At 67.3% G+C, this 21,750-nt stretch carries 18 protein-coding genes; 9 read left to right on the top strand and 9 right to left on the bottom strand.

Annotated elements, in window-relative coordinates; genetic code table 11:
• Positions 1-52: 52 nt before the first annotated feature.
• The 4 genes from ACOABP_RS21280 to ACOABP_RS21265 form a co-directional block, all read right to left on the bottom strand.
• Positions 53-829 carry an SDR family NAD(P)-dependent oxidoreductase gene (locus tag ACOABP_RS21280; RefSeq protein WP_474230088.1) on the bottom strand — a complete coding sequence of 259 codons (777 nt, stop codon included), beginning with the start codon at positions 827-829 and terminating at the stop codon, positions 53-55.
• Between the two features lie 148 nt (positions 830-977).
• Complete coding sequence (locus ACOABP_RS21275; protein ID WP_474230482.1) at positions 978-1,499, bottom strand: shikimate kinase; 522 nt, start codon at positions 1,497-1,499, stop codon at positions 978-980.
• 162 nt (positions 1,500-1,661) lie between these two features.
• On the bottom strand, positions 1,662-3,047 hold the full coding sequence (locus ACOABP_RS21270; protein ID WP_474230087.1) for an aromatic acid/H+ symport family MFS transporter: 1,386 nt from the start codon (positions 3,045-3,047) through the stop codon (positions 1,662-1,664).
• A gap of 313 nt (positions 3,048-3,360) precedes the next feature.
• Positions 3,361-4,341 carry a LysR substrate-binding domain-containing protein gene (locus ACOABP_RS21265; protein ID WP_474230086.1) on the bottom strand — a complete coding sequence of 327 codons (981 nt, stop codon included), beginning with the start codon at positions 4,339-4,341 and terminating at the stop codon, positions 3,361-3,363.
• A 100-nt stretch (positions 4,342-4,441) separates the two neighbouring features.
• On the opposite strand from ACOABP_RS21265, the gene pcaH reads away from it, so the two are divergent.
• The 4 genes from pcaH to pcaDC all read left to right on the top strand — a co-directional run bounded on the left by pcaH (position 4,442) and on the right by pcaDC (position 8,435).
• Positions 4,442-5,155 carry a protocatechuate 3,4-dioxygenase subunit beta gene (pcaH, locus tag ACOABP_RS21260; RefSeq protein ID WP_474230085.1) on the top strand — a complete coding sequence of 238 codons (714 nt, stop codon included), beginning with the start codon at positions 4,442-4,444 and terminating at the stop codon, positions 5,153-5,155.
• A 4-nt stretch (positions 5,156-5,159) separates the two neighbouring features.
• Complete coding sequence (pcaG, locus tag ACOABP_RS21255; protein WP_474230083.1) at positions 5,160-5,729, top strand: protocatechuate 3,4-dioxygenase subunit alpha; 570 nt, start codon at positions 5,160-5,162, stop codon at positions 5,727-5,729.
• 150 nt (positions 5,730-5,879) lie between these two features.
• Positions 5,880-7,244 carry a 3-carboxy-cis,cis-muconate cycloisomerase gene (locus tag ACOABP_RS21250; protein WP_474230480.1) on the top strand — a complete coding sequence of 455 codons (1,365 nt, stop codon included), beginning with the start codon at positions 5,880-5,882 and terminating at the stop codon, positions 7,242-7,244.
• 12 nt (positions 7,245-7,256) lie between these two features.
• The gene (gene pcaDC, locus ACOABP_RS21245) at positions 7,257-8,435 is read left to right on the top strand and encodes a bifunctional 3-oxoadipate enol-lactonase/4-carboxymuconolactone decarboxylase PcaDC (RefSeq protein WP_474230081.1); all 1,179 of its coding nucleotides are present in this window, start codon (positions 7,257-7,259) and stop codon (positions 8,433-8,435) included.
• 24 nt (positions 8,436-8,459) lie between these two features.
• On the opposite strand, the gene ACOABP_RS21240 is transcribed toward pcaDC, so the two are convergent.
• A complete protein-coding gene (locus tag ACOABP_RS21240; protein ID WP_474230080.1) occupies positions 8,460-9,353 on the bottom strand; it encodes a helix-turn-helix domain-containing protein in 894 nt (297 codons plus the stop codon).
• A gap of 128 nt (positions 9,354-9,481) precedes the next feature.
• Here ACOABP_RS21240 and pobA point away from each other — a divergent pair, with 128 nt between their 5' ends.
• Together pobA and ACOABP_RS21230 are read left to right on the top strand one after the other, a co-directional pair.
• Positions 9,482-10,678 carry a 4-hydroxybenzoate 3-monooxygenase gene (pobA, locus tag ACOABP_RS21235; protein WP_474230078.1) on the top strand — a complete coding sequence of 399 codons (1,197 nt, stop codon included), beginning with the start codon at positions 9,482-9,484 and terminating at the stop codon, positions 10,676-10,678.
• Between the two features lie 130 nt (positions 10,679-10,808).
• On the top strand, positions 10,809-13,493 hold the full coding sequence (locus ACOABP_RS21230; protein ID WP_474230077.1) for a tannase/feruloyl esterase family alpha/beta hydrolase: 2,685 nt from the start codon (positions 10,809-10,811) through the stop codon (positions 13,491-13,493).
• A 65-nt stretch (positions 13,494-13,558) separates the two neighbouring features.
• Here the strand turns inward: ACOABP_RS21230 and ACOABP_RS21225 are convergent, their stop codons facing one another.
• Positions 13,559-14,506 (bottom strand): LysR family transcriptional regulator, encoded by a 948-nt coding sequence (locus ACOABP_RS21225; protein WP_474230076.1) that lies wholly within the window; start codon positions 14,504-14,506, stop codon positions 13,559-13,561.
• Between the two features lie 125 nt (positions 14,507-14,631).
• Between ACOABP_RS21225 and ACOABP_RS21220 the strand changes: the two genes are divergently transcribed.
• Positions 14,632-15,741: an alpha/beta fold hydrolase gene (locus ACOABP_RS21220; protein WP_474230075.1), complete on the top strand. Its 1,110-nt coding sequence runs from the start codon at positions 14,632-14,634 to the stop codon at positions 15,739-15,741.
• Between the two features lie 112 nt (positions 15,742-15,853).
• Positions 15,854-16,858: a tripartite tricarboxylate transporter substrate binding protein gene (locus ACOABP_RS21215; RefSeq protein WP_474230073.1), complete on the top strand. Its 1,005-nt coding sequence runs from the start codon at positions 15,854-15,856 to the stop codon at positions 16,856-16,858.
• Positions 16,859-17,108: 250 nt separating this feature from the next.
• Here the strand turns inward: ACOABP_RS21215 and ACOABP_RS21210 are convergent, their stop codons facing one another.
• The gene (locus ACOABP_RS21210; protein WP_474230071.1) at positions 17,109-17,339 is read right to left on the bottom strand and encodes a hypothetical protein; all 231 of its coding nucleotides are present in this window, start codon (positions 17,337-17,339) and stop codon (positions 17,109-17,111) included.
• Between the two features lie 417 nt (positions 17,340-17,756).
• On the opposite strand from ACOABP_RS21210, the gene ACOABP_RS21205 reads away from it, so the two are divergent.
• Positions 17,757-18,221, top strand: coding sequence for a BON domain-containing protein (locus ACOABP_RS21205; RefSeq protein ID WP_474230069.1), 465 nt, complete (start codon positions 17,757-17,759; stop codon positions 18,219-18,221).
• Positions 18,222-18,391: 170 nt separating this feature from the next.
• Here ACOABP_RS21205 and ku read toward each other — a convergent pair whose 3' ends face one another.
• Positions 18,392-19,471, bottom strand: a complete 1,080-nt coding sequence (gene ku, locus ACOABP_RS21200) for a non-homologous end joining protein Ku (protein ID WP_474230067.1) — start codon at positions 19,469-19,471, stop codon at positions 18,392-18,394.
• Positions 19,472-19,661: 190 nt separating this feature from the next.
• Positions 19,662-21,692 carry a response regulator gene (locus tag ACOABP_RS21195; protein WP_474230066.1) on the bottom strand — a complete coding sequence of 677 codons (2,031 nt, stop codon included), beginning with the start codon at positions 21,690-21,692 and terminating at the stop codon, positions 19,662-19,664.
• Positions 21,693-21,750 lie beyond the last annotated feature (58 nt).

Raw genomic sequence — 21,750 nt, 5'->3', positions numbered from 1 at the left:
GGCGGGCCGGGTGCGCGCGAGGACGTGGGGCGTGCCGCCGGCAGTTTCGACGTTATTGTTCCGCATAATTCCAGAGCAGTCCGCCATCGATCACGAGCGTGGCACCGGTGATGTAGTCGGCATCGGCGCTCGCCAGGTAGGCCACCAGTCCGGCAACTTCGTCGGGCTGGCCCAGCCGCCCGAGCGGGATGCCGGCCAGCAGCGCCTGCAGTTCGGCGGGGTCGGCCATCAGCTTGCGGTTGATCGGTGTCTGGATGGCGCCCGGTGCGATGTTGTTGACGGTGATGCCGGCCGGTGCCAGTTCGATGGCGAGGTTGCGCATCATCATGCGCAGGCCGCCCTTGCTGGCGCAGTAGCTCGTGAAATGCGGGAACGGCAGGTCTTCGTGCACGGAGCTGATATTGATGACCTTGCCGCCCAGCTTGCGCGCCAGCCGGTGCTTCACGAACTGCTGGGTGAGGAAGAATGGCCCCTTGAGATTGGTATCGAGCACGCGGTCGTAGTCGGCCTCGGTCACCTCGGCGAACGGCGCGCGGACTTCGACCCCGGCGTTGTTGACCAGGATGTCCAGACCGCCGGGGTTTGCCATTGCCGCCACGGCCTGGTCGACAATGGCAAACGCCTGCGCCACGTTGCCGATATCGCCAGCCACCACATGGGCCCGACGGCCTGCCGCACGTACGCCAGCGGCGGTCTCGTCGGATTCGGCGTCGAGCTTGTGCGCCGCAACAACGATATCGGCGCCCTCCTGGGCCAGGCGCAGCGCGATGGCGCGCCCGATGCCGCCTGCGCCACCCGTAACCAGTGCCGTCTTGCCTTGCAGCCGCATGGGGAACCTCCTGCATTCAGGGGGGTGTCACCGTCAGAGCCACGCGCCCGGCACGAAGTTCAAACGGAAGCCACACCATGCTCCAACCTTGCCACGTCCGGTGGCGCGGCGCTGTCGGCGCATTCCGATTGGCCTGTCGGTCGGGCGCTCAATCGTGCGTGGCGGGGTCCTGGGCGGGCGCATCGGCGGCTGGCAGGCCAAGCAGGGCCAGCACGCTGGCGGCAGCCTGCGCCACGGTACCGGCATGGGCCGGCATGATCAGGTGGGCGATTTCGCGGTAGAGCGGATCCCGTTCGCAGAACAGCGCTTCGAGCCGGGCGCGCGGGTTGTCCACCTGCAGAAGCGGACGATTGCGGTTGCGGCGGACGCGGCGCCATAACTCGGGCAGCGCGGCGTCAAGATAGATCACGTGGCCGCGCGAACGCAGCATTTCGCGGTTCTCGGGCCGCAGCACGATCCCGCCGCCAGTGGCCAGCACGATGCCGCTGCGCTGCGTCAGTTCGTCGAGAACGCGCGTTTCACGGCGGCGGAAGCCTTCCTCGCCTTCCAGCTCGAAGATCGTGGTGATGCGCACCCCGCAGCGCGATTCGATCTCGTGATCGGTATCGAAGAACGGGCGGCCAAGCTGACGCGCGACGGTTCGCCCGATCGTCGTCTTGCCGGCGCCCATGAAGCCGATGAAAAAGAGGTTGTCTGACGCGGATCGGGGTTCCAAAAGTGTGCGCCGCAGCGTGCCATGCCATTCTACGCAACGGTAGCACGTAATGGCGTTTTCGCCATAGCGAAGCAGATCGCGAGACCGAGGCAAATCGCGATGCGCTGCGGCGGTATTTCAGTGTCCGGTCACGGCCTTGCCAGCCGGTTCGCTGCCATCGGCTGCAGCCCCCGCACCGGAGAACTGCTTGACCACCAGGGCCCCGGCCGCGATAAAGGCCGGCACCGTCAGCAGCGTGAAGATCGCGTCGAAGCCCAGGTGCATGCGCAGCAGTTCGGCGCCGAGCAGCGCGCCCGCAATGCCGCCGAAGCGGCCGATGCCGAGCATCCAGGCCACGCCGGTGGCACGGCCCTGCGTGGGGTAGAAGCTTGCGGCCAGCGTCGGCATCGACGATTGCGCGCCATTCATGGCCGTGCCGGCCAGGAAGATCAGCAGGCCCAGCATGAACTGGTCGCCGCCGGCGCCGTGGCCCACCGCGTAGATCAGCACGCCGGTCAGCGCGTAGGTGAAGGCAATCACCTTGTTCGGGTTGAAGCGGTCCATGAACCAGCCGGCGGCAATGGTGCCGATGCCGCCGCCCAGCGGAAACAGCGCGGTCAGCAACGATGCGCGCTGCAGCGTGAAGCCGGCATCTTTCATCAGCGTCGGCATCCAGCTGGTCAGCAGGTAGAAGATCACCAGACCCATGAAATACGTGAGCCAGAGCATGGCCGACCCCACGCGATAGCGCGGCGCCAGCACCGTGCCAACCGCCGAACTGGCGGCCGGTGCCGTCTCGTTGACCGTGAAAGCCTGTACGGCGCCCAGCGCGGCGCCGGTCACGCGTGCCAGCACCTTGCGGATCTGGTCGGCAGGATACTGGCGCACCACCATGTAGCGGATCGATTCGGGCAGCGCCGCCACCAGCACCACTGCCAGCACCAGCGGCACGATGCCGCCGAAGACCAGCACGCTATGCCAGCCGAAATGGGGAATGATGGCTGCCGCGAAAAAACCGCCGCCGGCCGAGCCCAACGGGAAGCCGCAGAACATTGTGTTCACCAGGATCGCGCGGCGGCGTGCCGGCGCGTACTCGGACATCAGCGTCACCGCATTGGGCATCGCAGCGCCCAGCCCGACGCCGGTCAGAAACCGCAGCATGGTCAGCCAGGTCACCGACGGCGCAAAGGCCGTGGCCAGGCTGCATGCGCCAAAGAAGAACACCGACAGCACCAGCACGCGCTTGCGACCCACGCGGTCGGCCATCGGCCCCGCGAAGATGGCGCCGAACGCCAGGCCGAACAGGGCGGCGCTCATGACCGGGCCAAGTGACGATTTCTCGATGCCCCACTCCTGCACCAGGGCCGGGGCGATGTACCCCATGGCTGCGGTATCAAAGCCGTCAATCGCGACGATCATGAAACATAGAATCAGGATGAGCCACTGATAGGCGGAGAAGCGGTGGCTGTCGATAAATGACTGGACGTCGAGCGTGCCAGTCGCGGGGCGCGTGGTCTGGGACATGGTGTCTCCGTTCTTCGGATCGAATCAGGCCCGATCAAGCGGTTCGCCGGGCACTTCTTGTTGTCGTTTCGCCCTGTCTGTTCTAAAGGCGAACGTATGTTCTCAATAGGAACGGATCATACGCAGCGTTTTTCGCGTCGAAATATCGGCGTTAACCCGTAAAGGGCGCGACGCGAAACGGGGTCGAACCGGCGCCGGCCCGCACGGCCAAAGGGCTGGCGGTGGGTGCGATGGCACCCCGAGATTTTTTTCGAAACGGCGCGGTGGCATGGCAAAAGTGCCCCGCAGCGATCAGGCCGGACGGGTGTCTGGCTCAGGCGGGGTGGGTGGCAGCGGTGCGCCGGATGGTTTCCGCGAATGCCTCGGCCACCGGCCCCAGCGTGCGGTCACTTCGGCGCAGCAGGCCGATCGGTTCCTCGGTGCCTTGCGTGTCCACCGGCAGCAGCACCATCTCGCCTGCTGCTACCGCGCGGCGCGTGGCGGACAGCGGCGCGGCCCACACACTGTCGCCCTGCTGTGTGAGCAGGCGCCCCAGGTAGGCATCGGCCGTTTCCAGGCAACCCTCGGGCAGCGCAAAGCCGTGGCGGGCCAGCAGGCTTTCGGTGCTGTGGCGCGGGATCGAGCCCACGGCCGGCACCACCATCGGCCACGCCACCACGTCGCGCATGGTCGGCCTGGCCTGGCCGGCCAGCGGATGCCCGGTGCGCACGGCCAGCACCAGCGGCTCGGCCGCCAGCGATTCGAACCACAGGCCTTCCATGGCCGCCGGGTCGTCCATGCGACCGATCACAACGTCGAGCACATCGGCCTTGAGCAGGTCGATCAACGTGCGGTTCATGCCACTCTGCACGGCCAGCGCCACCTCGGGATGGGAGTCGCGGAACGCGGTCACGGCGTCGAGCAGCAGCGCCGGCACGATGCTGGGCAGGGCACCCACGCGGATGTGCTCGTGCCGCGTGGCGTCGGCGGCAGTCAGGCTGTCGGCGGCGGCCTCGACGTCCTCGAGGATGCGCAGCGCATGACGCAGGAAGCGCATGCCGGCCGCGGTCAGGTTGGTGCCGGCGCGCTGGCGCACGAGTAGCCGGGCGCCGACCAGTTCCTCGAGTTCCGTCAGCGTCTTCGACACCGCCGGCTGCGTCAGCCCGAGCTGCTCGCCGGCCCGCCCCAGGTGCTGCGCCTGGGCCACGGCCACGAAGCAGTGCAGGTGCCGCAGCCGGATGCGGCTGCGAAAGGCGTCGAGCGATGGCTGCGCGGGTGCCTTGGGCGTGGCGTTCGGTGGGGGCGGGCGTTCCATAATAAAAATTCATCGTAATTACGCCAAAACTCAATTTACATGACTTCTGGCGTTGCATACAGTCCTCCCCATCGATTCACACAACAACGGAGACAGCGCGATGCCCCACCGCTCCGATCGCCCCGCCCAGTACCGTCGTCCGTACTGGGACACCCAGCCCGAGTACCGCTTCGACCCCTACGCCTCGACGCAACTGCGCTCGCCGGCCCAGCCGCTGATTGCACTGCCGCAGTCGCTGTCCGAGGTCACCGGCCCGACGTTTGGCCCCGAGTTCGTCCGCGAGGGCGACAACGACCTGACCGTCGGCAACGGCGGCGAGCCGATCGGCGAACGCATGCTGGTCACGGGGCGCGTGCTCGACGAAAACGGCCGTCCCGTGCCGAATGCGCTGATCGAGGTCTGGCAGGCCAACGCCGCCGGCCGCTACACGCACAAGCGCGACCAGCACGACGCGCCGCTGGACCCGCATTTTTCGGGCGAAGGCCGCACCATCACCGACGCCAACGGCCTGTACCAGTTCAAGACGATCAAGCCCGGCGCCTACCCCTGGCGCAATCACCACAACGCCTGGCGGCCGCAGCACATCCACTTCTCGCTGTTCGGCAATGCCTACGCCACGCGGCTGGTCACGCAGATGTACTTCCCCGGCGATCCGCTGCTGGCGTACGACCCGATCTTCCAGTGCGTGCCCGACGAGAAGGCGCGCAACCGCCTGATCGCCACGTTCGACTGGGAAACCACGGCACCCGAGTACGCGCTCGGCTACCGTTTCGATATCGTGCTGCGTGGCCGCGATGCCACGCCGATGGAGTAAGGCCATGCTGTACGCCACCGCATCCCAGACCGTAGGTCCGTACCTGCATATCGGCCTGACCGGCCTGAACTGCGCGGACCTGACCGCCGACGCGCCCGACCTGGCCGCGCAACGCATCGTGATCGAAGGCCGTGTCGTCGATGGTCGCGGCGAGCCCGTGCCTGACGGCATGGTCGAGGTCTGGCAGGCCAACCCGGCCGGCCGCTACCGCCACCCCGACGACGCCCGCGAATTGCCGCTGGTGCCAGGTTTCACCGGCTTCGGCCGCGTGCCGACCGAGGCCGACGGCTCGTTCCGCTTCACCACGGTCAAGCCGGGCGCCGTGCCCGATGGCGATGGCCGTCCGCAGGCGCCGCACATCATGGTGTCCGTCTTCACGCGCGGCCTGGTCAAGCACGTTGCCACGCGCATGTACTTCCCCGAAGACGCTGCCGCCAACGGCGCCGACGCGGTGTTGTCGCTGGTGCCCGCCGACCGGCGCGACACGCTGATCGCCAGGGCCGACGGCCAGAACCGCTACCGCTGGGACGTTGTGCTGCAGGGTCCGGGCGAGACGGTGTTCTTCGATATCTGATACGTCGCTATCGTTGCCCCGTTTGCGCGAACGCGGCGCCGGCTCACACCGGTGCCGCGTTTTGCATCACAATCGGCGCATTCCTTGCCGGCAATCCAAGCGGTTCGCCCCCAACCGACCATGCCAACGTTTTCCCGCCTGACCGATCCGATGTTCGGCAGCCCCGCCGTGCTCGACATCTTTTCCGACACCGGCACGGTACGCCGCATGCTGGATGTGGAAGCCGCGCTGGCGCGCGCCGAGGCGCGCTGCGGCGTCATTCCCGAAGCGGCCGCCCTGGTGATCGAACAGACCTGCGCCCGCGAGCCGGCGCAGGTCATCGACCTCGATGCACTCGCGCAGGCCGCCGTCTCCGCCGGCAACCTGGCAATCCCGTTCGTCAGGCAGCTGACAGCCGCCGTAACGCAGCGCGATACCGAAGCCGGCCGCTATGTGCACTGGGGCGCCACGAGCCAGGACATCATTGATACGGCGCTGGTGCTGCAGCTCGCCGACGCATTGCAGGAGGTCGATGCCGGCCTGCTGGCGCTCGGCGATGCCTGCGCCGCGCTGGCGATTGCCCATCGCGCCACGCCGATGGTGGCACGCACCTGGCTGCAGCACGCATTGCCCACCACGTTCGGCCTGAAGGCCGCCGGCTGGCTCGACGCCCTGCGCCGCGACCTGGCCCGGCTGGACCTGGCGCGCATGCATGCGCGGGCGCTGCAGTTCGGCGGCGCGGCCGGCACGCTTGCCAGCCTGGGCGACGACGCGCCGGCCGTGGCCGCGCAGCTGGCGCAGGCGCTGCAACTCGATCTTCCCGCGCTGCCCTGGCATGCGCACCGCGACCGCATGGTCGAAGTGGCGACCACGCTCGGCATGCTGACCGGTACGCTGGGCAAGATGGCGCGCGATATCTCGCTGCTGATGCAGACCGAAGTGGCCGAGGTGGCGGAGCCGTCCGGGCCGGGCCGCGGCGGCTCCAGCACGATGCCGCACAAGCGCAATCCCGTGGGCTGCGCAGCGGTGCTGACCGCTGCGGTGCGGGTGCCGCCGCTGGTGGCGACGATGCTGGCCGGCATGACGCAGGAGCATGAGCGCGCGCTGGGGGGCTGGCAGGCCGAGTGGGACACGCTGCCGCAAATCGTCACGCTGGCCGCCGGCGCGCTGCGCCAGATGGGCGACGTCGTGGCCGGCCTGCAGGTCGACGCGGCGCGTATGCGCCAGAACCTCGATATCACGCATGGCCTGATTCTTGGAGAGGCCGCCATGCTCGAACTGGGCCGGCGCATCGGCCGGCTGCCCGCCCATCATCTGGTGGAGCAGGCATCGCGCCGCGCCGTGGCCGACGGCACGACACTGCGCGACGCACTGGCGCGCACGCTGGCCGACGACCCATCGCACCAGGGCCTGCTCGACGACGCAGCGCTCGACCGGCTCAGCGACCCCGCGCAGTACGCGGGCCAATCAACAAGCTTTGCCGATGCCGCCGTGGATGCCTGGCGGCAGGCGCGCGAGCAACGCAACCACGCCTGACTGGAGACGACCTTGCCTTACCTCGATCACGCCGGTGCCCGGCTGTTCTATACCGTCGACGGCCCCGACACCGCGCCCGTCATCATCTTCTCGAACTCGATGGGCACCGACCACACGATGTGGAAGCCGCAGGCCGATGCGCTGGCCGGCCGCTTCCGCGTGGTGCGGCACGACATGCGCGGACACGGCCGGTCATCGACCGATGCGTCCGAGACCACGGTCGACGTGCTGGGGCGCGACGTCCTGGCGATCCTCGACGCACTGCAGGTGAAAACGGCCGTGTTCTGCGGCCTGTCGATCGGCGGGCTGATCGGCCAGTGGCTGGCCGCGAACGCGCCGGAGCGATTCACGAAGGTCATCGTTGCAAACACCGCGCCGAAGATCGGCACGGCGGATTCGTGGAGCGCACGCATCGATGGCGTGCTGCGCGACGGCATGGCGCCGCTGGTCGATGCGTCGCTGGGGCGCTGGTTCACCGAAGGCTTCCGCGATACGGCGGGCCACGCGCTGGACGACTTGCGCGCAGTGCTGCAGGGGCTGGACCCGCGCGGCTACGCGCTGGGCTGCACGGCGTTGCGCGATGCCGATCTGCGCGAGGCCGTGAAGACGATCCAGGTGCCGGTGCTGGTGATTGCCGGCAGCGGCGATCCGTCGACCACCGCTGCCGAGGGCCGGGCGCTGGCCGATGCCATTCCGGGGGCGCGCTATGTGGAGCTGCCGGCCGCGCATCTATCCAATCGCGAGCAGCCAGGCCGTTTCACGGCGGCGCTTCTGGATTTCGTCCATGGCCGCCTGCCCGTGACCGACGATCACGCGCGCTACGAAGCGGGCCTGTCGGTGCGCCGCGCCGTGCTGGGCGGCGCCCATGTGGACCGCTCGCTGCAGAAGCTGACGCCGCTGAACGAGGAATTCCAGAACCTGATCACGCGCTATGCATGGGGCGAGATCTGGACGCGCGAAGGCCTGCCGCGCCATACGCGCAGCCTGGTGACCATCGCGATGATGGTGGCGCTGAATCGTTCGGAAGAACTGAAGCTGCATCTGCGCGCGGCGGCCAACAACGGCGTGACGCGCGACGAGATCAAGGAAGTGCTGCTGCAGACCGCGATCTACTGCGGCGTGCCGGCCGCCAACTCGGCCTTCCACATGGCCGAGGAAATCTTCACGGAAGTCGACAAGGCGCGCGGCTGACGCGCGCCGACACCGCATCGGGGCTCAGCCTTCCCGCGTGGCGAACGCGGGAAGGCGCGCACGCCCCGATTCGCGGAACGCGGTGGGCGTCTGGCCCGCCAGCCGCGCAAAGAAGCGCGAGAAGTACCCCGCATCCGAAAATCCCAGCGTCATGGCGATCTGCTTGATATCGAGATCGCTGAACAGCAGGTCGCGCTGGGCCTCCGCCAGCACCCGTGCATGAATCAGCTGCAGCGCGCTCTGTCCGGCCAGCTGGCGGCAGATGCGGTTGAGCTGGGTGGGCGTGATGCCGATGGCGTCGGCGTAGTACGTCATCTCCTTCTGCTCGCGATAGTCGGTCTCCAGCAGTTGCTGGAACTGCTGGAAGTGCCGCACTGGCCGGCTGCTGGCACGCGTGGTGGCGGGCGCCGATGCCTCGGCGATGCGCGCGATTCCCACCAGTACCAGCGTGAGCAGCGCGGACAGCGCGGCGCCGCGCCACGGGGCCACCGAGGCCATCTCCATCCTGAACATCGCCAGTGCGCTGGCTAGCGGGTGCTTGCGTGCCACGCGCTCGTGGCGCGGATGCTCGAACAGCGGCAGCGTGCCCGGCACGCCGGCCAGCAGCGTGCGCAGGTAGCTGTCGGTCATCGTCACGATGATGCCGTCCACGTCGGGCGAGAACACGAAGCCGTGCACATGGTGGGGCGGCACACAGATCAGCGATCCGCCCGACAGGCGTTCGCGGCGGCCGTCGAGCAGTGCTTCGCCGCTGCCGCTGTGGATGTACAGAATTTGAAGGAAGCGCTCATGCCGGTGAGGCTTGATCTCCCACGCGTAGAGCTGGCTGCGCGACGCGATCGATTCGAAATGGAGCTGGTCCAGCAGCGGTTCGGCGGAATTGACGCCGTAGAGCGAATAGGTGGGGACGGTTCTCATGGGGGCGTACTGGGTGCTTCCGGGAATGTTCGGATTTTCACGTTCTTGGTTCGATCTGTCCATTCCGGCCGGGCGCGCGAAGCTCTATCGTTGAGCCCAACAAACACATTCCAATCAGGAGACACGCCATGGCCCCCAATGGCTCCCCGCATTCCCGTTCCACCCGCGTCGCCATCGTTGGCGCAGGCCCCGCCGGCCTGCTGCTCGGCCAGCTGCTGACCGTGGCCGGCATCGACAACATCGTCATCGAACAGCGCAGCCCGGAGTACGTGCTGGGCCGCATTCGCGCCGGCATTCTCGAATGCGTGACCGTGGAGGCGCTGCAGCGCGCCGGTGTGGATGGACGCCTGCGCGAGGAAGGATTGGTGCACCACGGCATCGAACTGTCGTTCGGTGGCGCGCGGCACCGGATCGACTTTCATGCGCTGATCGGCCGCGACGTCACGGTGTACGGGCAGACCGAAGTCACGCGCGATCTGATGGCGGCGCGCCAGGCAGCCGGCGTGGAGACGATCTACGAGGCCGCTGACGTTGCACTGCACGACTTCGACGGTGGCCGCCCGCGCGTGTCGTATCGCAAGGGCGGCGTCGAACATGAGGTGGTCTGCGATTTCATCGCGGGATGCGACGGCTTTCATGGTGTCAGCCGCGCCAGTGTGCCCGAGCCGTCGAAGCGGATCTTCGAACGGGTGTATCCGTTCGGCTGGCTGGGCATTCTGTCGGAAACCCCGCCGGTGGCTGACGAACTGATCTACGCCGCTCACGAGCGCGGATTTGCGCTATGCAGCATGCGCTCGAAGACGCGTAGCCGGTACTACGTGCAGGTGCCGTCTACCGAGAAGCCGGAAGACTGGTCCGATGCACGCTTCTGGGATGAACTGCGTGGCCGCCTGGATCCGGAGGCCGCGGAAACGCTGGTCACGGGCCCAAGTATCGAAAAGAGCATCGCGCCGCTGCGCAGCTTTGTTTGCGAGCCGATGCGCTATGGCCGGTTGTTCCTGGCCGGCGATGCCGCGCACATCGTGCCGCCGACCGGCGCCAAGGGTCTGAACCTGGCGGCCAGCGATGTGCTCTACCTGGCTGACGGCTTCATCGCCCACTACCTGCACGATGATTCGCACGGGCTGGACCGCTATTCCGAAAAGTGCCTGGGCCGGGTGTGGAAGGCCGAGCGGTTCTCTTGGTGGATGACGTCGCTGCTGCACCGCTTTCCGGATGCCGACGACTTTGCGCACCGTATCCAGCAGGCCGAGCTTGATTACCTGGTCAGCTCCGAGGCCGCTTGCCGGTCGCTGGCGGAAAACTACGTCGGGCTGCCGCGCTGATCGATTCCTATACATATCTAAATGGTATGGATAGATCAATTGACATATATTTTACGGGGCATCACCCCGGTGATACCGTCTCGCTCCAGCATGCCGGCACAAGTACCGGCTGTACTGGAGGAGACAAACAATGACAACCGGATACAAGGGCCGCCACCCTGCGTGGCGGCTGGCCGCCGCATTTTCCGTGGCGCTGCTGGTAACGGCCTGCGGGGGTGGCGACGACGCGCCTGCAACGGCCAGCACGGGCAACGCGGGCAGCGCCGGAGCCGGCGGTGACGCGGGTACGACGACCCCGTCCGCGCCGGCGCTCAGCGCGCAGGATGCGTGCAATGCACTGAACGGTGCGAGCCTGCCGGCATCGGCCCTGGCGCTGCCTACGGGCGGTGTCACCGTCAGCAAGGCCACGCTGATCGCGGCCGATGCCACCGGCAACACACTGGGCGAGTACTGCCAGGTGCGCGGCGCGATTGCACCGGTGGATGCCTCGGCGTCCAGCATCAATTTCGCCGTCAACCTGCCCACGCAATGGAATGGCAAGGGCATCCAGTTTGGCGGCGGCGGTTTTGACGGCACGCTGATCGACGGCACGGAGACCGTGCGTTTTGCCTTGCCGGGCGACCCCGCGCCGCTGTCGCGCGGGTATGCCACCTGGGGCGACGACTCGGGCCACCAGAGTTCCAGCATTACCGATGGCCGCTTTGCCACCAATGACGAGCAACTGGCGAACTACGGCGGCGACACGCTCAAGAAGACGCACGACGTGGCCATAGCGCTGATCACTCAGCGCTATGGCAAGGCGCCGGTGCGGGCGTACTTCCTGGGTACCTCGACGGGTGGCCGCGACGCGCTGAGCTATATCCAGCGCTGGCCGACGGACTACGCCGGCGTGATCGCCAACGAGCCCGCGCTCAACTACACCGGTACGCGGCTGTCGAACGTGGCCGTGGGCAGGGCGCTGTACCTCAATGGCGGCGCGGGATGGCTCAATGTGAACAAGACGCTGATGGTGCAGAAGGCGGCCATGGATGCGTGCGACACGCTCGACGGCGTGGCCGACAAGGTCGTCAGCAATGTGGAAGGCTGCCGCGTGGGTGCCATGCAGGTGCTGGCCAACCTGCGTTGCGCGGGCGGCACCGATACGGGCGACACCTGCCTGTCCGATGCCCAGATCGCCACGGTCAAGGTAATCGAGCAGCCGCTGCAGCTCAACTATGCGCTGGCGAACGGCGTGACGGTCGCGGGCGGCTACAACATCATGGAAGGCGCGCTGGTGGCCGGGCCGTTCACCACGCGCGACCTCGGTACGCGCGCCGTGCCGGGCAATCCGGCCACCACGGCCGACGCCAACATGTACGTCACCGGCGACCAGTGGGTGAAGTACTTCGTTACCCGCAATGCCACGTTCGATGCACTGACCTTCGACCCGGCCACGCCGGGCAGCTGGACGTCGCGCGTGCAGACCGTGTCGGCGCTGACCGATGCCACGAACCCGGACCTGTCGGCGTTCCTGGCAAAGGGTGGCCGCCTGATCATGCTGCACGGCCTGGCCGATGAGGTGATCAGCCCGAATTCCACCATCGCCTGGTACAAGGCCGTCATCGCCAGGGTGGGGCAGACCGCAGTGGACCAGGGCATCCGTTTCTACACCGTGCCCGGCATGGGCCACGGCACAGGCAGCTTCCTGCCGGCGTGGAATTCGCTCACCGCGCTCGAAAACTGGGTCGAGATGGGCGTGGCGCCGGGTACCCGCGAAGTGATGGACACGAACGCCGGCACCTATGGCCGCACGCGTCCGCTGTGCCAGTACCCGTCGTGGCCCAAGTACAAGGGCACGGGCAGTGCCGACGCCGCCATCAACTACACGTGCGAAGGCGCTTCAGGCATCGTGCAGTCGTGCCTGAACCTGCCGTCGGTGGCGACCACCTGGAAGGGGGGCAACACCAATGGCGAGGAACTGTCGGTGCGCATCGACCCGGCCACGCTCAAGTACACGGTGACGATCGATGCCAGCGCCCAGCGCCTGCCGAACACCGTGCTGACCGGCCAGCTCGTGTCCCAGGGCGCCTGCACGTATGGCAGCGACGAGAACGGTGCGCAGTTCACGCTGACCGGTGGCGGTGTGCTGGCCGGTGGCGTCAAGCCGGCATCGGGCGGCGGTTTCTTGCCGCTGGTGGCGTTCCAGAACGTGTCGGCGGAATTCAAGGCGGTGGCCGACATCTACAATGTGAACGGCATCCAGACCGCCGTGGCGGATGGCTCGGTCACGTTGCGCAACGGCTCGGCGCGGCTGCGGTCGTCGGCGGCCACGTGGCAGACGTGCGCGGCCACGGCCAGCGGCGGCTACATCGTCTATGACGCCGCGTGTACGAACACGACCAAGGGCTACATCGTATGGAATGCCGCCCGCAACGCGTTCGACTACTTCGTGGGCGGCACCATCGCGGCTGGAGACGGCGTGCGAAGTGGGTCGCTGATCAGCGGCATGGTCAATGGTGCGCCGGTGCCGATGATCCTGACGCGTTCGGCCACCGGCTACGGTATGGACATCTACGCGCAGCAGTCGACGGCGGGCCTGGCAGCCGGCGCGGCTGACGGCGCCTATCGCGTGATGGCCTCCACTGGCATGCAGGTCAATGCGGACCTGAACGGCACAAGCATCGTGCGTGACGGGGCGTCGGGCACGCTGGCGTACAACAATCCGGTGCCGGGCGTGATTGGCGCAACGGGTGGGGTGGTCGCGTCCTACCTGTACAACAGCGGCCTGTTGATCGGCACGGCCGCCGGCCGCTTCGAGGTCGGGCTGCTGCACTGACATCCGCCGCGCTGCCAAGGGATCGCCCCTGTATTCGCGGGGAGCGGGGCGATCCCGTTCGGTGGCTATTCTTCCTCTTGCGACTTCTTGCGATGACGTGCGGCGATGCGGTGGGTCAGCGCTACCAGGGCCGCCAGCGCGGCGTCGTCCTGGCCCTCGCGGTAGCCTAGCGTCAGCGGCGCGCGCAGCCGATCGGCCTCGACCATCCGGCAATAGGCCACGCCGTGGCGGTTCAGGCCGGCCATCGACGCCGGCACCACGCTGACCCCGGCGCCGGCAGCCACGAGATTGAGGTTGGTCAGCATGCGTTCCACTTCGGCGCCGATGCGTGGCGTGAAGCCCAGCGCCTCGCATTCGCGCAGCAGGTCGCCATACATGCCCGGCGCGCCCGGACGCCGCACCAGGATGAACGGGTCGGATGCCAGTTCGCTCAGCGACACCGGTGCGGCAGCGTTCTGGCCGCGCGAGGCACGGCGCCGCAGCAGGGCGTGATCGAGCGGCAGCGCAATCACCATTTCCTCTTCCAGCAGCAGGTCGAAACGCACCCCTTCGGGATGCAGGACGGGTGCACGGAGCAGGGCGGCGTTCAGCGTGCCGTCGGCCAGCCGTTCGATGGCTTCCGCCGCGTTGCATTCGGTCAGCGACAGGGCCACGCGCGGGAAATGCCGGCGGCATGCGCGCAATACCTCGGGCGTCAGCTTGTGGGCGGCGGCGGAACTGGTAAAGCCGATGGCAAGGGCCCCTTCGTCGCCGCGGGCCATACGTTGCATGCGTGCGCGCATCTGCTCGATTCGCGCGAACAGGTCGACTACGTCGGTGTGCAGCGCCGCGCCGGCGGCCGTGAGCGCCACGCCACGCGGCTGGCGCTCGAACAATGTCACGCCAAGTTCCGACTCAAGTGCCTTGAGTTGCTGCGAAAGCGGCGGTTGCTGAATGCCGAGCTGTTCGGCGGCGCGCGTGACAGAACGGGTTTCCGCCACGGCCAGGAAGTAACGCAGGTGTCTCAGCTCCATCGATCTATATCCAATGCATATGGAATTCTTGTCATGCATATATTTTACGTGCAGCCGGCGTGGCCGTAATATTGGCGTTTCGCCCGATGCGCGCGGGCGGCCAGAACATCAAAGGAGACACCCTCATGCGCCGCATTACGCAGTATTTGCCCGCCACCGTCCTTGCCGCGGGGGTCGTGGCGCTGGCCGGTTGTGCCAGTCAGTCAGGCACGACGCCAGCCTCGCCCGGCGCGACGGCGGCCAGGCCGCAGTGGCAGCGCGTGCACCTTGGCACCGGTGCCGGCTATGACTTCCCGGTCTATGCGAATCACGCACTCAGCGGCGACCTGCGGGGTATCCGCGAAGTTGTGTTTGTCCAGCATGGCCTGCAGCGCAATGGCGATGACTACTACGAGGCCGGCGCGGCCCTGCTGAAGGCCAGCGGCCGGAACCCCGACGAAGTGCTGCTCGTGGCGCCGAATTTCCCCGGCACACCCGACGCCGCCAAGCATTTCGACAACATGCCGGTATGGACCGTGCAGGGCTGGATCGGCGGCGAGGACGCGGTATCCGGCCCCGGCGCCGGCGTCAGTTCGCTGCAGGTGCTTGACGACCTGCTGGCCTACGTGACCGACAGGCAGCGCCTGCCGATGGTGCGCAAGGTGACCGTGGCCGGCCATTCGGGTGGCGCGCAGATCGTGCATCGGTACGCCGTGCTGAACAACGTGGACGAAAAGGTGCGGGCATCCGGCATCGACCTGCGCTATGTGGTCGCCAATCCGTCGTCCTATCTGTACTTCACCCCCGATCGCCCGGTGGCGCCCGACTACCGCCGCTTCGCGCCGTACAGCACCAACACCTGCGCCGACTATGACAAGTACCGTTATGGCATGCGCGATATGGTGGCGTACGCGCGCGGCGCCGATGGTATGACGCTCTATCGGCGCTACATGCAGCGCCAGGTCACCTACATGGTGGGCAGCGAGGACAACGATCCGAATCATCGCGTCCTGGACAAGGCTTGCGGCGCCGAGGCCGAAGGGCCCACGCGCCTGCAGCGCGCACGCGCTTACTGGCGCTACGAGCAGATGCTGGCGACGCCGGGGCAGGCCAGTGCCCACCGGTCGTTCGAGGTGGCAGGCGTGGGTCATGACCAGGCCCGCATGTTCGGTTCGCAGTGCGGGGCGCAGGCGGTCTTCGGCATGGACCCTGCCGCCAACGGCAAGGGCGCGGCCTGTCGCGCCCCGCAGCCGTGAGATGACGGGGCGTTAGCCCCGTTGGCGCCGCTCCGGGCGGGTTTGCCCGGGCGGCGGAGGTTGGCGCGCGGTGCTACGATGCCGCAGTTTTCCGATTCGTGCCGCCGCCTTCATGTCTGTTCCCGCTCGCCGGCGCGTCACTGCGGCATTGTTGGCCCTGCCGTTTGCGCGCCCCTGGCGGCCAGCCGCCGCTGCCCAATTCCTGCCTTACGTTCAGCCCCTGCATCTGCTGGTGGGTTATGCGGCCGGTGGTGGCGCGGATCATGTTGCGCGTATCGTGGCGGACAGCCTCGCAGGCGATGGCGAGCCGACCATCGTCGACAACCGGCCTGGCGCCTCTGGTCAGATTGCGATGTTCGAGGCCGCACGGGCCGGCACCGACCGCCAGACGCTGCTGCTGGGCACGGTCGGCTCGGTCAGTATCGGCCCCTTGCTGGACAACAGCCCCGAAGCCCCCGCGCGCCAGCTGCACCCGCTGGCAATCGTTGCCAGCACGCCGCATGTATTGCTGATGGCGGGCGATGGCACGCGAACGCAGCCGGACCAGGCACGCGCCACATTGCAACGCCTGCTTGCCGATGCCCGGCAACGCCCCGGCGAAATCGCCTATGCCTCGCTTGGCATCCATTCCAGCGCCCACCTTGTTGGTGAACTGATGTGCCGCCAGGCGGGCGTCTCGATGGCACATGTGCCCTATCCCGGCAGTGCGCGCGCGCTGGTCGATCTGCAGGGCGGTCACGTGGCGCTGCTGGTCAGCACGCTGCAGGCAGCGTTGCCATTGATGCGCCAAAGCCGTGTGCGGGCCCTGGCGGTCACGGGCAGGGCGCGAAGCCCGTTGGCCCCCGCCGTGCCAACGTTTTCCGAAGCGGGCATCGTCGGGATGCTGCAGGATGCCTGGTACGGCGTGCTGGCGTCCCCGGGCGTGCCCGAAGCGCGCCGCATCGCGCTGTCCGCGCGATTGACCCGGCTGCTGCGCGAACCATCGCTGCGGCAGCGGCTGGCACAGGACGGCGCCGAACCATTGAGCCTGACCGGCCAGCAGGCCATCGACTATCTCGACCGGCAGCGCGAAGTGTGGCGGCAAGCGCTGGCGGCCGTATCGGGAAGGCTGGGTTGAGCACGCGCCTGCCGCACGCAAGAAAAATAGATTTCCCTTATGAATTGGACACAACTCCACAACGGGCCGCGTGGGGCATGGGATCCAGGGCCTTGCATGAAAGACGCCGGAACACATGAAAGACGCCGGAACACCCATGGCGGATGTTCCGGCGCGGGGCCCCGCTTCTGGCACGCCTTGACTTCAAACGTGTTGTGACAACCGTGGAGATGTCACTGCGGGGCCCGGAAAGGTGTGGGCGTCGGCAGCGTTACTGCTGACGGTTCTTCTGCTGCTGGGATCCTTGTTCCGATCCCTGCTGGCCGCCCGTGCCGCTTTGCTGCTGATGCTGGCCCGAGCCCTTGTCCTGGTTGCCCATCTGGCCACCACCCTGCTGGCGTTGCTGATCCTGGCTACCTTGCTGCTGGTTGCCGCGCTGGCCGGGTTGCTGCTCCTGCTGCTTTTGTCCCGATTGGGATTGGCTACCTTGCTGCTGTCCCATTACTGTCTCCAAGTCCAAGTCGCGGCGGGCTGCCGCACGGTTGGAGCAGCAATCGGCGTGCCACACGCCAAAGTCGGGGGTATGACATTTGTGGGACATACAGGTAGCCGATGCACGACATGCCCGGTGCACCGATTTACAACGCATGCATGCTTTTCACGCGCGATGGGCAGGGTGGCCGCGCTGCCATGCGGCGACGTGGGCGCATGCTCTCCGGGCGAGGCCCGCGGCGCGGGCCTCCGGCACGAGATGAGCGGCCCGTGCCATCGCTTTGGAACGCTCCTTGCAGAGTCATGGACAAGTTGCCGGGCTGCCGTGCCAGCGCCAGATACGCTGCGTCCGGGGTTCCGGCTTCGTGCATCCATGTGAATCGGACTTGATTCATTGCGATTCAAACGCTAACAAGGAGATAGCACCATGAAAACCGTACACAAGCTTCGCATTGCCACGATGGTTGCGGCGCTGGCTGCCGCCGGTGGGGCGTACGCGCTGGACAACAGCGGCTTTATGAAGGTTGCCGACACGGGCACGACCAGCGGATCGGCAATGCATCCGGCTCCGGCGAATAACGCCTCGGGCATGCCGGGCGGCACGGAAGGCGACCATGCGACCGGGGCGACGACCGACACCAGGACTGATGCAAGCACTGAAGGTGCGAAACAGGCGGTGACGGACGGGGCGCTGACGACCAAGATCAAGACAAAGCTGCTGGCGACGAAGGACCTCAAGTCCACCGGCATTCACGTCAAGACCAAGGATCGCGTGGTGAACCTGACCGGTTCGGTGCCGACGTCCGAGCAGAAGCAGATGGCTCTGGACACGGTGAAGTCGGTGGAAGGCGTGAATTCGGTGAGCGACAACCTGAAGGTGTCGTCACGCTGATCCGCGCAGGCCAAAGCGGCCTGCAGAGACAGGTAGTACCAGTTGATGATGCGCGGCGACCAAGGTCGCCTCTGCGCTGAGCCGCGACCATCCCACGTGTCGCGGCTCTTTTTCTTGTGCGTTCGGATCGATGTTTCCGGGCGTGCGCGGGGCTTCGCCAGTCTTGACCGCTAGGCGGCCTTGCGTGCGGTGCCGCGTGCCGGCGTCTTCGCCGCCTTTGCGGTCTTTGCGGTCTTCACTGCTTTCGCACGCGTCGGTTTCCGTGCCGGTGTCTTCTTTACGTGGCCCGTTGCGGCGGCCTTCCTTGTGGTTGACGCCTTTGCCGGCGCCTTCGTGGCGGCTGGCCGTTTGGTACCACCCGTCGCCGCGCGTCGCGCGGCCTTCTTCGGCGTCGCCTCGCCTTCGTCGACGGTGTCCGACGCATCGGGATGCGCTGCGCTGGCCCCGCGCTTGCCACGCTGCCCCAGGCTCTGCTTGAGCAACGCCATCATGTCGATGACCTTGGCACCCTTGCGGGCGGGCGTGGCGGTCTCCCCGGCGGCAGGCGCCAGCAGATGGGTCTTGCCGGCCTTGACCCGGGCGTGAATGCGGGCCAGCAGATCCTCGCGATAGGTGTCGTGGTACTGCCCGGGGTTGAAGTCCTCGCTCATGTCTTCCACGAGCCTGGTCGCCATCTGTACCTCGCGGGCACTGGCGGCGTGCTGCTTTCCGCCGGGCAGGCTCAGATCGGCGACGGGCACCAGTTCGTCCGCAAAGCGCATCGTGTTGAGCACCAGCGCCTTGCCTGCCACGAGTAGCGCCGCCAGGTGCTGGCGGTTGCGCAGCACCACCAGCGCCAGGGCGGCACGCCCGGTCTTGCGCATGGTCTCGTGCAGCAGCGCGTAGCCGCGTTCGCCGCGCTTGTCCGGCTCCAGGTAATAGGGGGTATCGAAGAAGTAGGGCGGAATCGCGGCGGCGTCGACGAAGCTGACGATATCCACCGTCTGCGTCGCTTCCACGTTGGCCTGCCTGAAGTCCTCGTCGGTCAGCACGACGTACTCGTCTTTCTCGTACGCGTAGCCCTTGACGATATCGCCGCGTTCCACCGGCTTGCCGGTGTGCTTGTTGATGCGCTGATACCCGACCGGCGCCATGTCGCGCTTGTCCAGCAGATCGAGGTCAAGCGAATGCGAGCGCGACGCGGGCTTGACCGCTATGGGGATGTTCACCAGCCCGAAGCTGATGGCGCCCTTCCAGATCGCACGTGACATGGCACGTCAGCCATCATGCCGCTTGGGTCGCGCGCTGCGGCGGAGGCGGGGGCGTGTCGCCGGGGGGCGGATCGCTGACCGGCTCGGGGGTCGTGTCAGGGGGCTCCGGCGGCGGCATTTCCGGCTTCGGTGGCGTGATATCCGGTTCGGGAGTGATATGCATTGCGGTCCTTGTGCTGGCGCTTGCCAATCAGGCGTCGAGCTCTTCGAGCAGGCGCGTCAGTGCGTTGAGATCCGCCGGCTTCACCAGATGCAGGTCGAAGCCGGCGGCGCGGGTACGGCGCCGGTCGTCGGGCTGGCCGAATCCGGTCAGCGCCACCAGCCGGGCATTGCGCAGTTCGGGAATCTCGCGCAGCCGCCGGGCGGTTTCGAATCCATCCATGGTCGGCATGCCCAGGTCCAGCAGCACGACATCCGGTCGCACGCTGGCGGCGCACGCGATGGCGCTCTGGCCATCGGGCGCGGTCACCACGGTGTGGCCCAGTGTTTCCAGCGTCATCGTCATGGCCTCGAGGGCGTCGATGTTGTCATCCACCAGCATGATCGTGTGCGTGGCCGTGGTTGCCACACGGGTCTTGCCGCTTGTCGGATGCCAGGTCTGCCAGGGTTCCACCGGCAGTTCGACGATAAACGTACTGCCAAGGTTCCGGCCCGGGCTTTCGGCGCTGATGCGTCCGCCATGCAGCGTCACCAGCTTCTGGACAAGCGTCAGGCCAATGCCGGCACCTTCGCGCGCGGCAAAGGCATCGGGGTCGGTAGTGGACGATTGCTGGGCCTGCGGTTGCGTCTGGCGCTCGCCAGTCGGCCGGTCATCGTGTTCGCCATTGCCATGGGCCCATGCATCGCCGCCCGCGCCCGGCGCCAGCGGGTCGAAAAGTTGCCGCTGCATGTCCGGCGACAGGCCATTGCCGTTGTCGCGCACGCGCACCACTACCTTGCCGTCGGATGCCGTGGCCTCGACGGCGATCTGGCCGCCTTCCGGCGTGAACTTGGCGGCATTGTGGAGCAGGTTGGCAAAGATCTGCGTGAGCCGGACCATGTCGCCGCGCACGGGCAGTGGCTGTTCCGGCAGCGACAGGCGCAGCGTGTGGCGGCGCGATTCCAGCAGTGGCCGCACGGTTTCGACGGCCGTATTCAGCGCGCCACGCAGTTCCACCAGGTCGCGCCGCAGCGTGATCTTGCCCTGATTGAAGCGGGACACGTCCAGCAATTCGTCGACCAGGCGCGTCAGGTGGTGTAACTGGCGGCTGATGATGTCGCGGGCCCGGAACATATCCTCGCGGCTCGGGGAAAACTGCTGGAGCAAGTCGACGGCGCTGCGCATCGGCGCCAGCGGGTTGCGCAGTTCGTGGGCCAGCATCGCCAGGAATTCGTCCTTGCGGCGCTCCTCATTGTGCAGTGTGCGCTCGGCGCGGTTGTGGCGCGTCACGTCCTGGCAGATGCCGGCCACGCGCAGGCATCGCCCATCGGCGCCGCGTACCGGAAACGCCCGCATATGCACTTCGCGGATCTCGCCGTTGGGGCGCTCGAGCTGGAACTCGGTATCGAGCCGGCCATCGCGCAGCATGCTCAGCCATGCCTGTTCCAGCCGGGGGCGATCGTCGGGCGTCACCCACTGCAGCCAGCAGGTTGGGTCGTGCTTGACGGAGTCGACCGGGCGGCCCCACAGGGCCTCGAACGACGGGCTGACGAACACGTAGCGGTGGGCAGCCGGGTCGATGATCCAGACCACGTCGGCCAGCGCTTCGGCCAGCTGGCGGAACATGTCCTCGTTCTCGTGCAGCGCCTGCGACGTGCGCCGGAAGGCGTCCTCGGCGCCGCGCATGCGCAGCAGCGCGTTGATGTTCGACACCAGTTCCTCGGGCTCGACCGGTTCCACCAGGAAACTGTCGGCCCCGCCGTCCAGTGCCTGCACGCGGCGATGGGAGTCGGTCACGCCCGGTGAGGTCAGCAGCACCATGGTCCGGGCGGTTTGCGGGTCGCTCTTGATCAGGCGGCAGACGTCCAGGCCGTCGATATCGGCAAGCTGGCCCGAGAGCAGCACCAGGTCTGGCGCGTGCTGGCGCACCAGCGAAAGCGCGGCCTGGCCGTCGGACGCCTCGAGCACGGCGAAGTCCGCGCGGTTCAGGATGCGGCTCTTGACGTAGCGCGGCCCCTCGCGGCCCTCGACATTGAGGACAAGCGGTCGACGCGTCGGGTGATGGGCAGGCGTGGCATTCATGGCTGACAGGCGGCAGGCATCGCCGCTTTGGCTTGGGTGATGGCAAGGACTGGCGCGC

Source organism: Cupriavidus sp. HE11 (assembly GCF_056097175.1).
This window is presented reverse-complemented; position numbering and strand designations above follow the sequence as displayed.

Excerpts from the sequence above, each read along its gene's own strand:
- ACOABP_RS21240 (WP_474230080.1), bottom strand. The coding sequence starts at position 9,353 with ATGAGAACCGTCCCCACCTATTCGCTCTACGGCGTCAATTCCGCCGAA.
- ACOABP_RS21220 (WP_474230075.1), top strand. The coding sequence starts at position 14,632 with ATGCGCCGCATTACGCAGTATTTGCCCGCCACCGTCCTTGCCGCGGGG.
- pcaH (WP_474230085.1), top strand. The coding sequence starts at position 4,442 with ATGCCCCACCGCTCCGATCGCCCCGCCCAGTACCGTCGTCCGTACTGG.
- ACOABP_RS21215 (WP_474230073.1), top strand. The coding sequence starts at position 15,854 with ATGTCTGTTCCCGCTCGCCGGCGCGTCACTGCGGCATTGTTGGCCCTG.
- ACOABP_RS21225 (WP_474230076.1), bottom strand. The coding sequence starts at position 14,506 with ATGGAGCTGAGACACCTGCGTTACTTCCTGGCCGTGGCGGAAACCCGT.
- pcaG (WP_474230083.1), top strand. The coding sequence starts at position 5,160 with ATGCTGTACGCCACCGCATCCCAGACCGTAGGTCCGTACCTGCATATC.
- ku (WP_474230067.1), bottom strand. The coding sequence starts at position 19,471 with ATGTCACGTGCGATCTGGAAGGGCGCCATCAGCTTCGGGCTGGTGAAC.
- ACOABP_RS21230 (WP_474230077.1), top strand. The coding sequence starts at position 10,809 with ATGACAACCGGATACAAGGGCCGCCACCCTGCGTGGCGGCTGGCCGCC.
- ACOABP_RS21280 (WP_474230088.1), bottom strand. The coding sequence starts at position 829 with ATGCGGCTGCAAGGCAAGACGGCACTGGTTACGGGTGGCGCAGGCGGC.
- ACOABP_RS21265 (WP_474230086.1), bottom strand. The coding sequence starts at position 4,341 with ATGGAACGCCCGCCCCCACCGAACGCCACGCCCAAGGCACCCGCGCAG.
- ACOABP_RS21250 (WP_474230480.1), top strand. The coding sequence starts at position 5,880 with ATGTTCGGCAGCCCCGCCGTGCTCGACATCTTTTCCGACACCGGCACG.
- ACOABP_RS21195 (WP_474230066.1), bottom strand. The coding sequence starts at position 21,692 with ATGAATGCCACGCCTGCCCATCACCCGACGCGTCGACCGCTTGTCCTC.
- ACOABP_RS21210 (WP_474230071.1), bottom strand. The coding sequence starts at position 17,339 with ATGGGACAGCAGCAAGGTAGCCAATCCCAATCGGGACAAAAGCAGCAG.
- pobA (WP_474230078.1), top strand. The coding sequence starts at position 9,482 with ATGGCCCCCAATGGCTCCCCGCATTCCCGTTCCACCCGCGTCGCCATC.
- ACOABP_RS21275 (WP_474230482.1), bottom strand. The coding sequence starts at position 1,499 with ATGGGCGCCGGCAAGACGACGATCGGGCGAACCGTCGCGCGTCAGCTT.
- ACOABP_RS21205 (WP_474230069.1), top strand. The coding sequence starts at position 17,757 with ATGAAAACCGTACACAAGCTTCGCATTGCCACGATGGTTGCGGCGCTG.
- ACOABP_RS21270 (WP_474230087.1), bottom strand. The coding sequence starts at position 3,047 with ATGTCCCAGACCACGCGCCCCGCGACTGGCACGCTCGACGTCCAGTCA.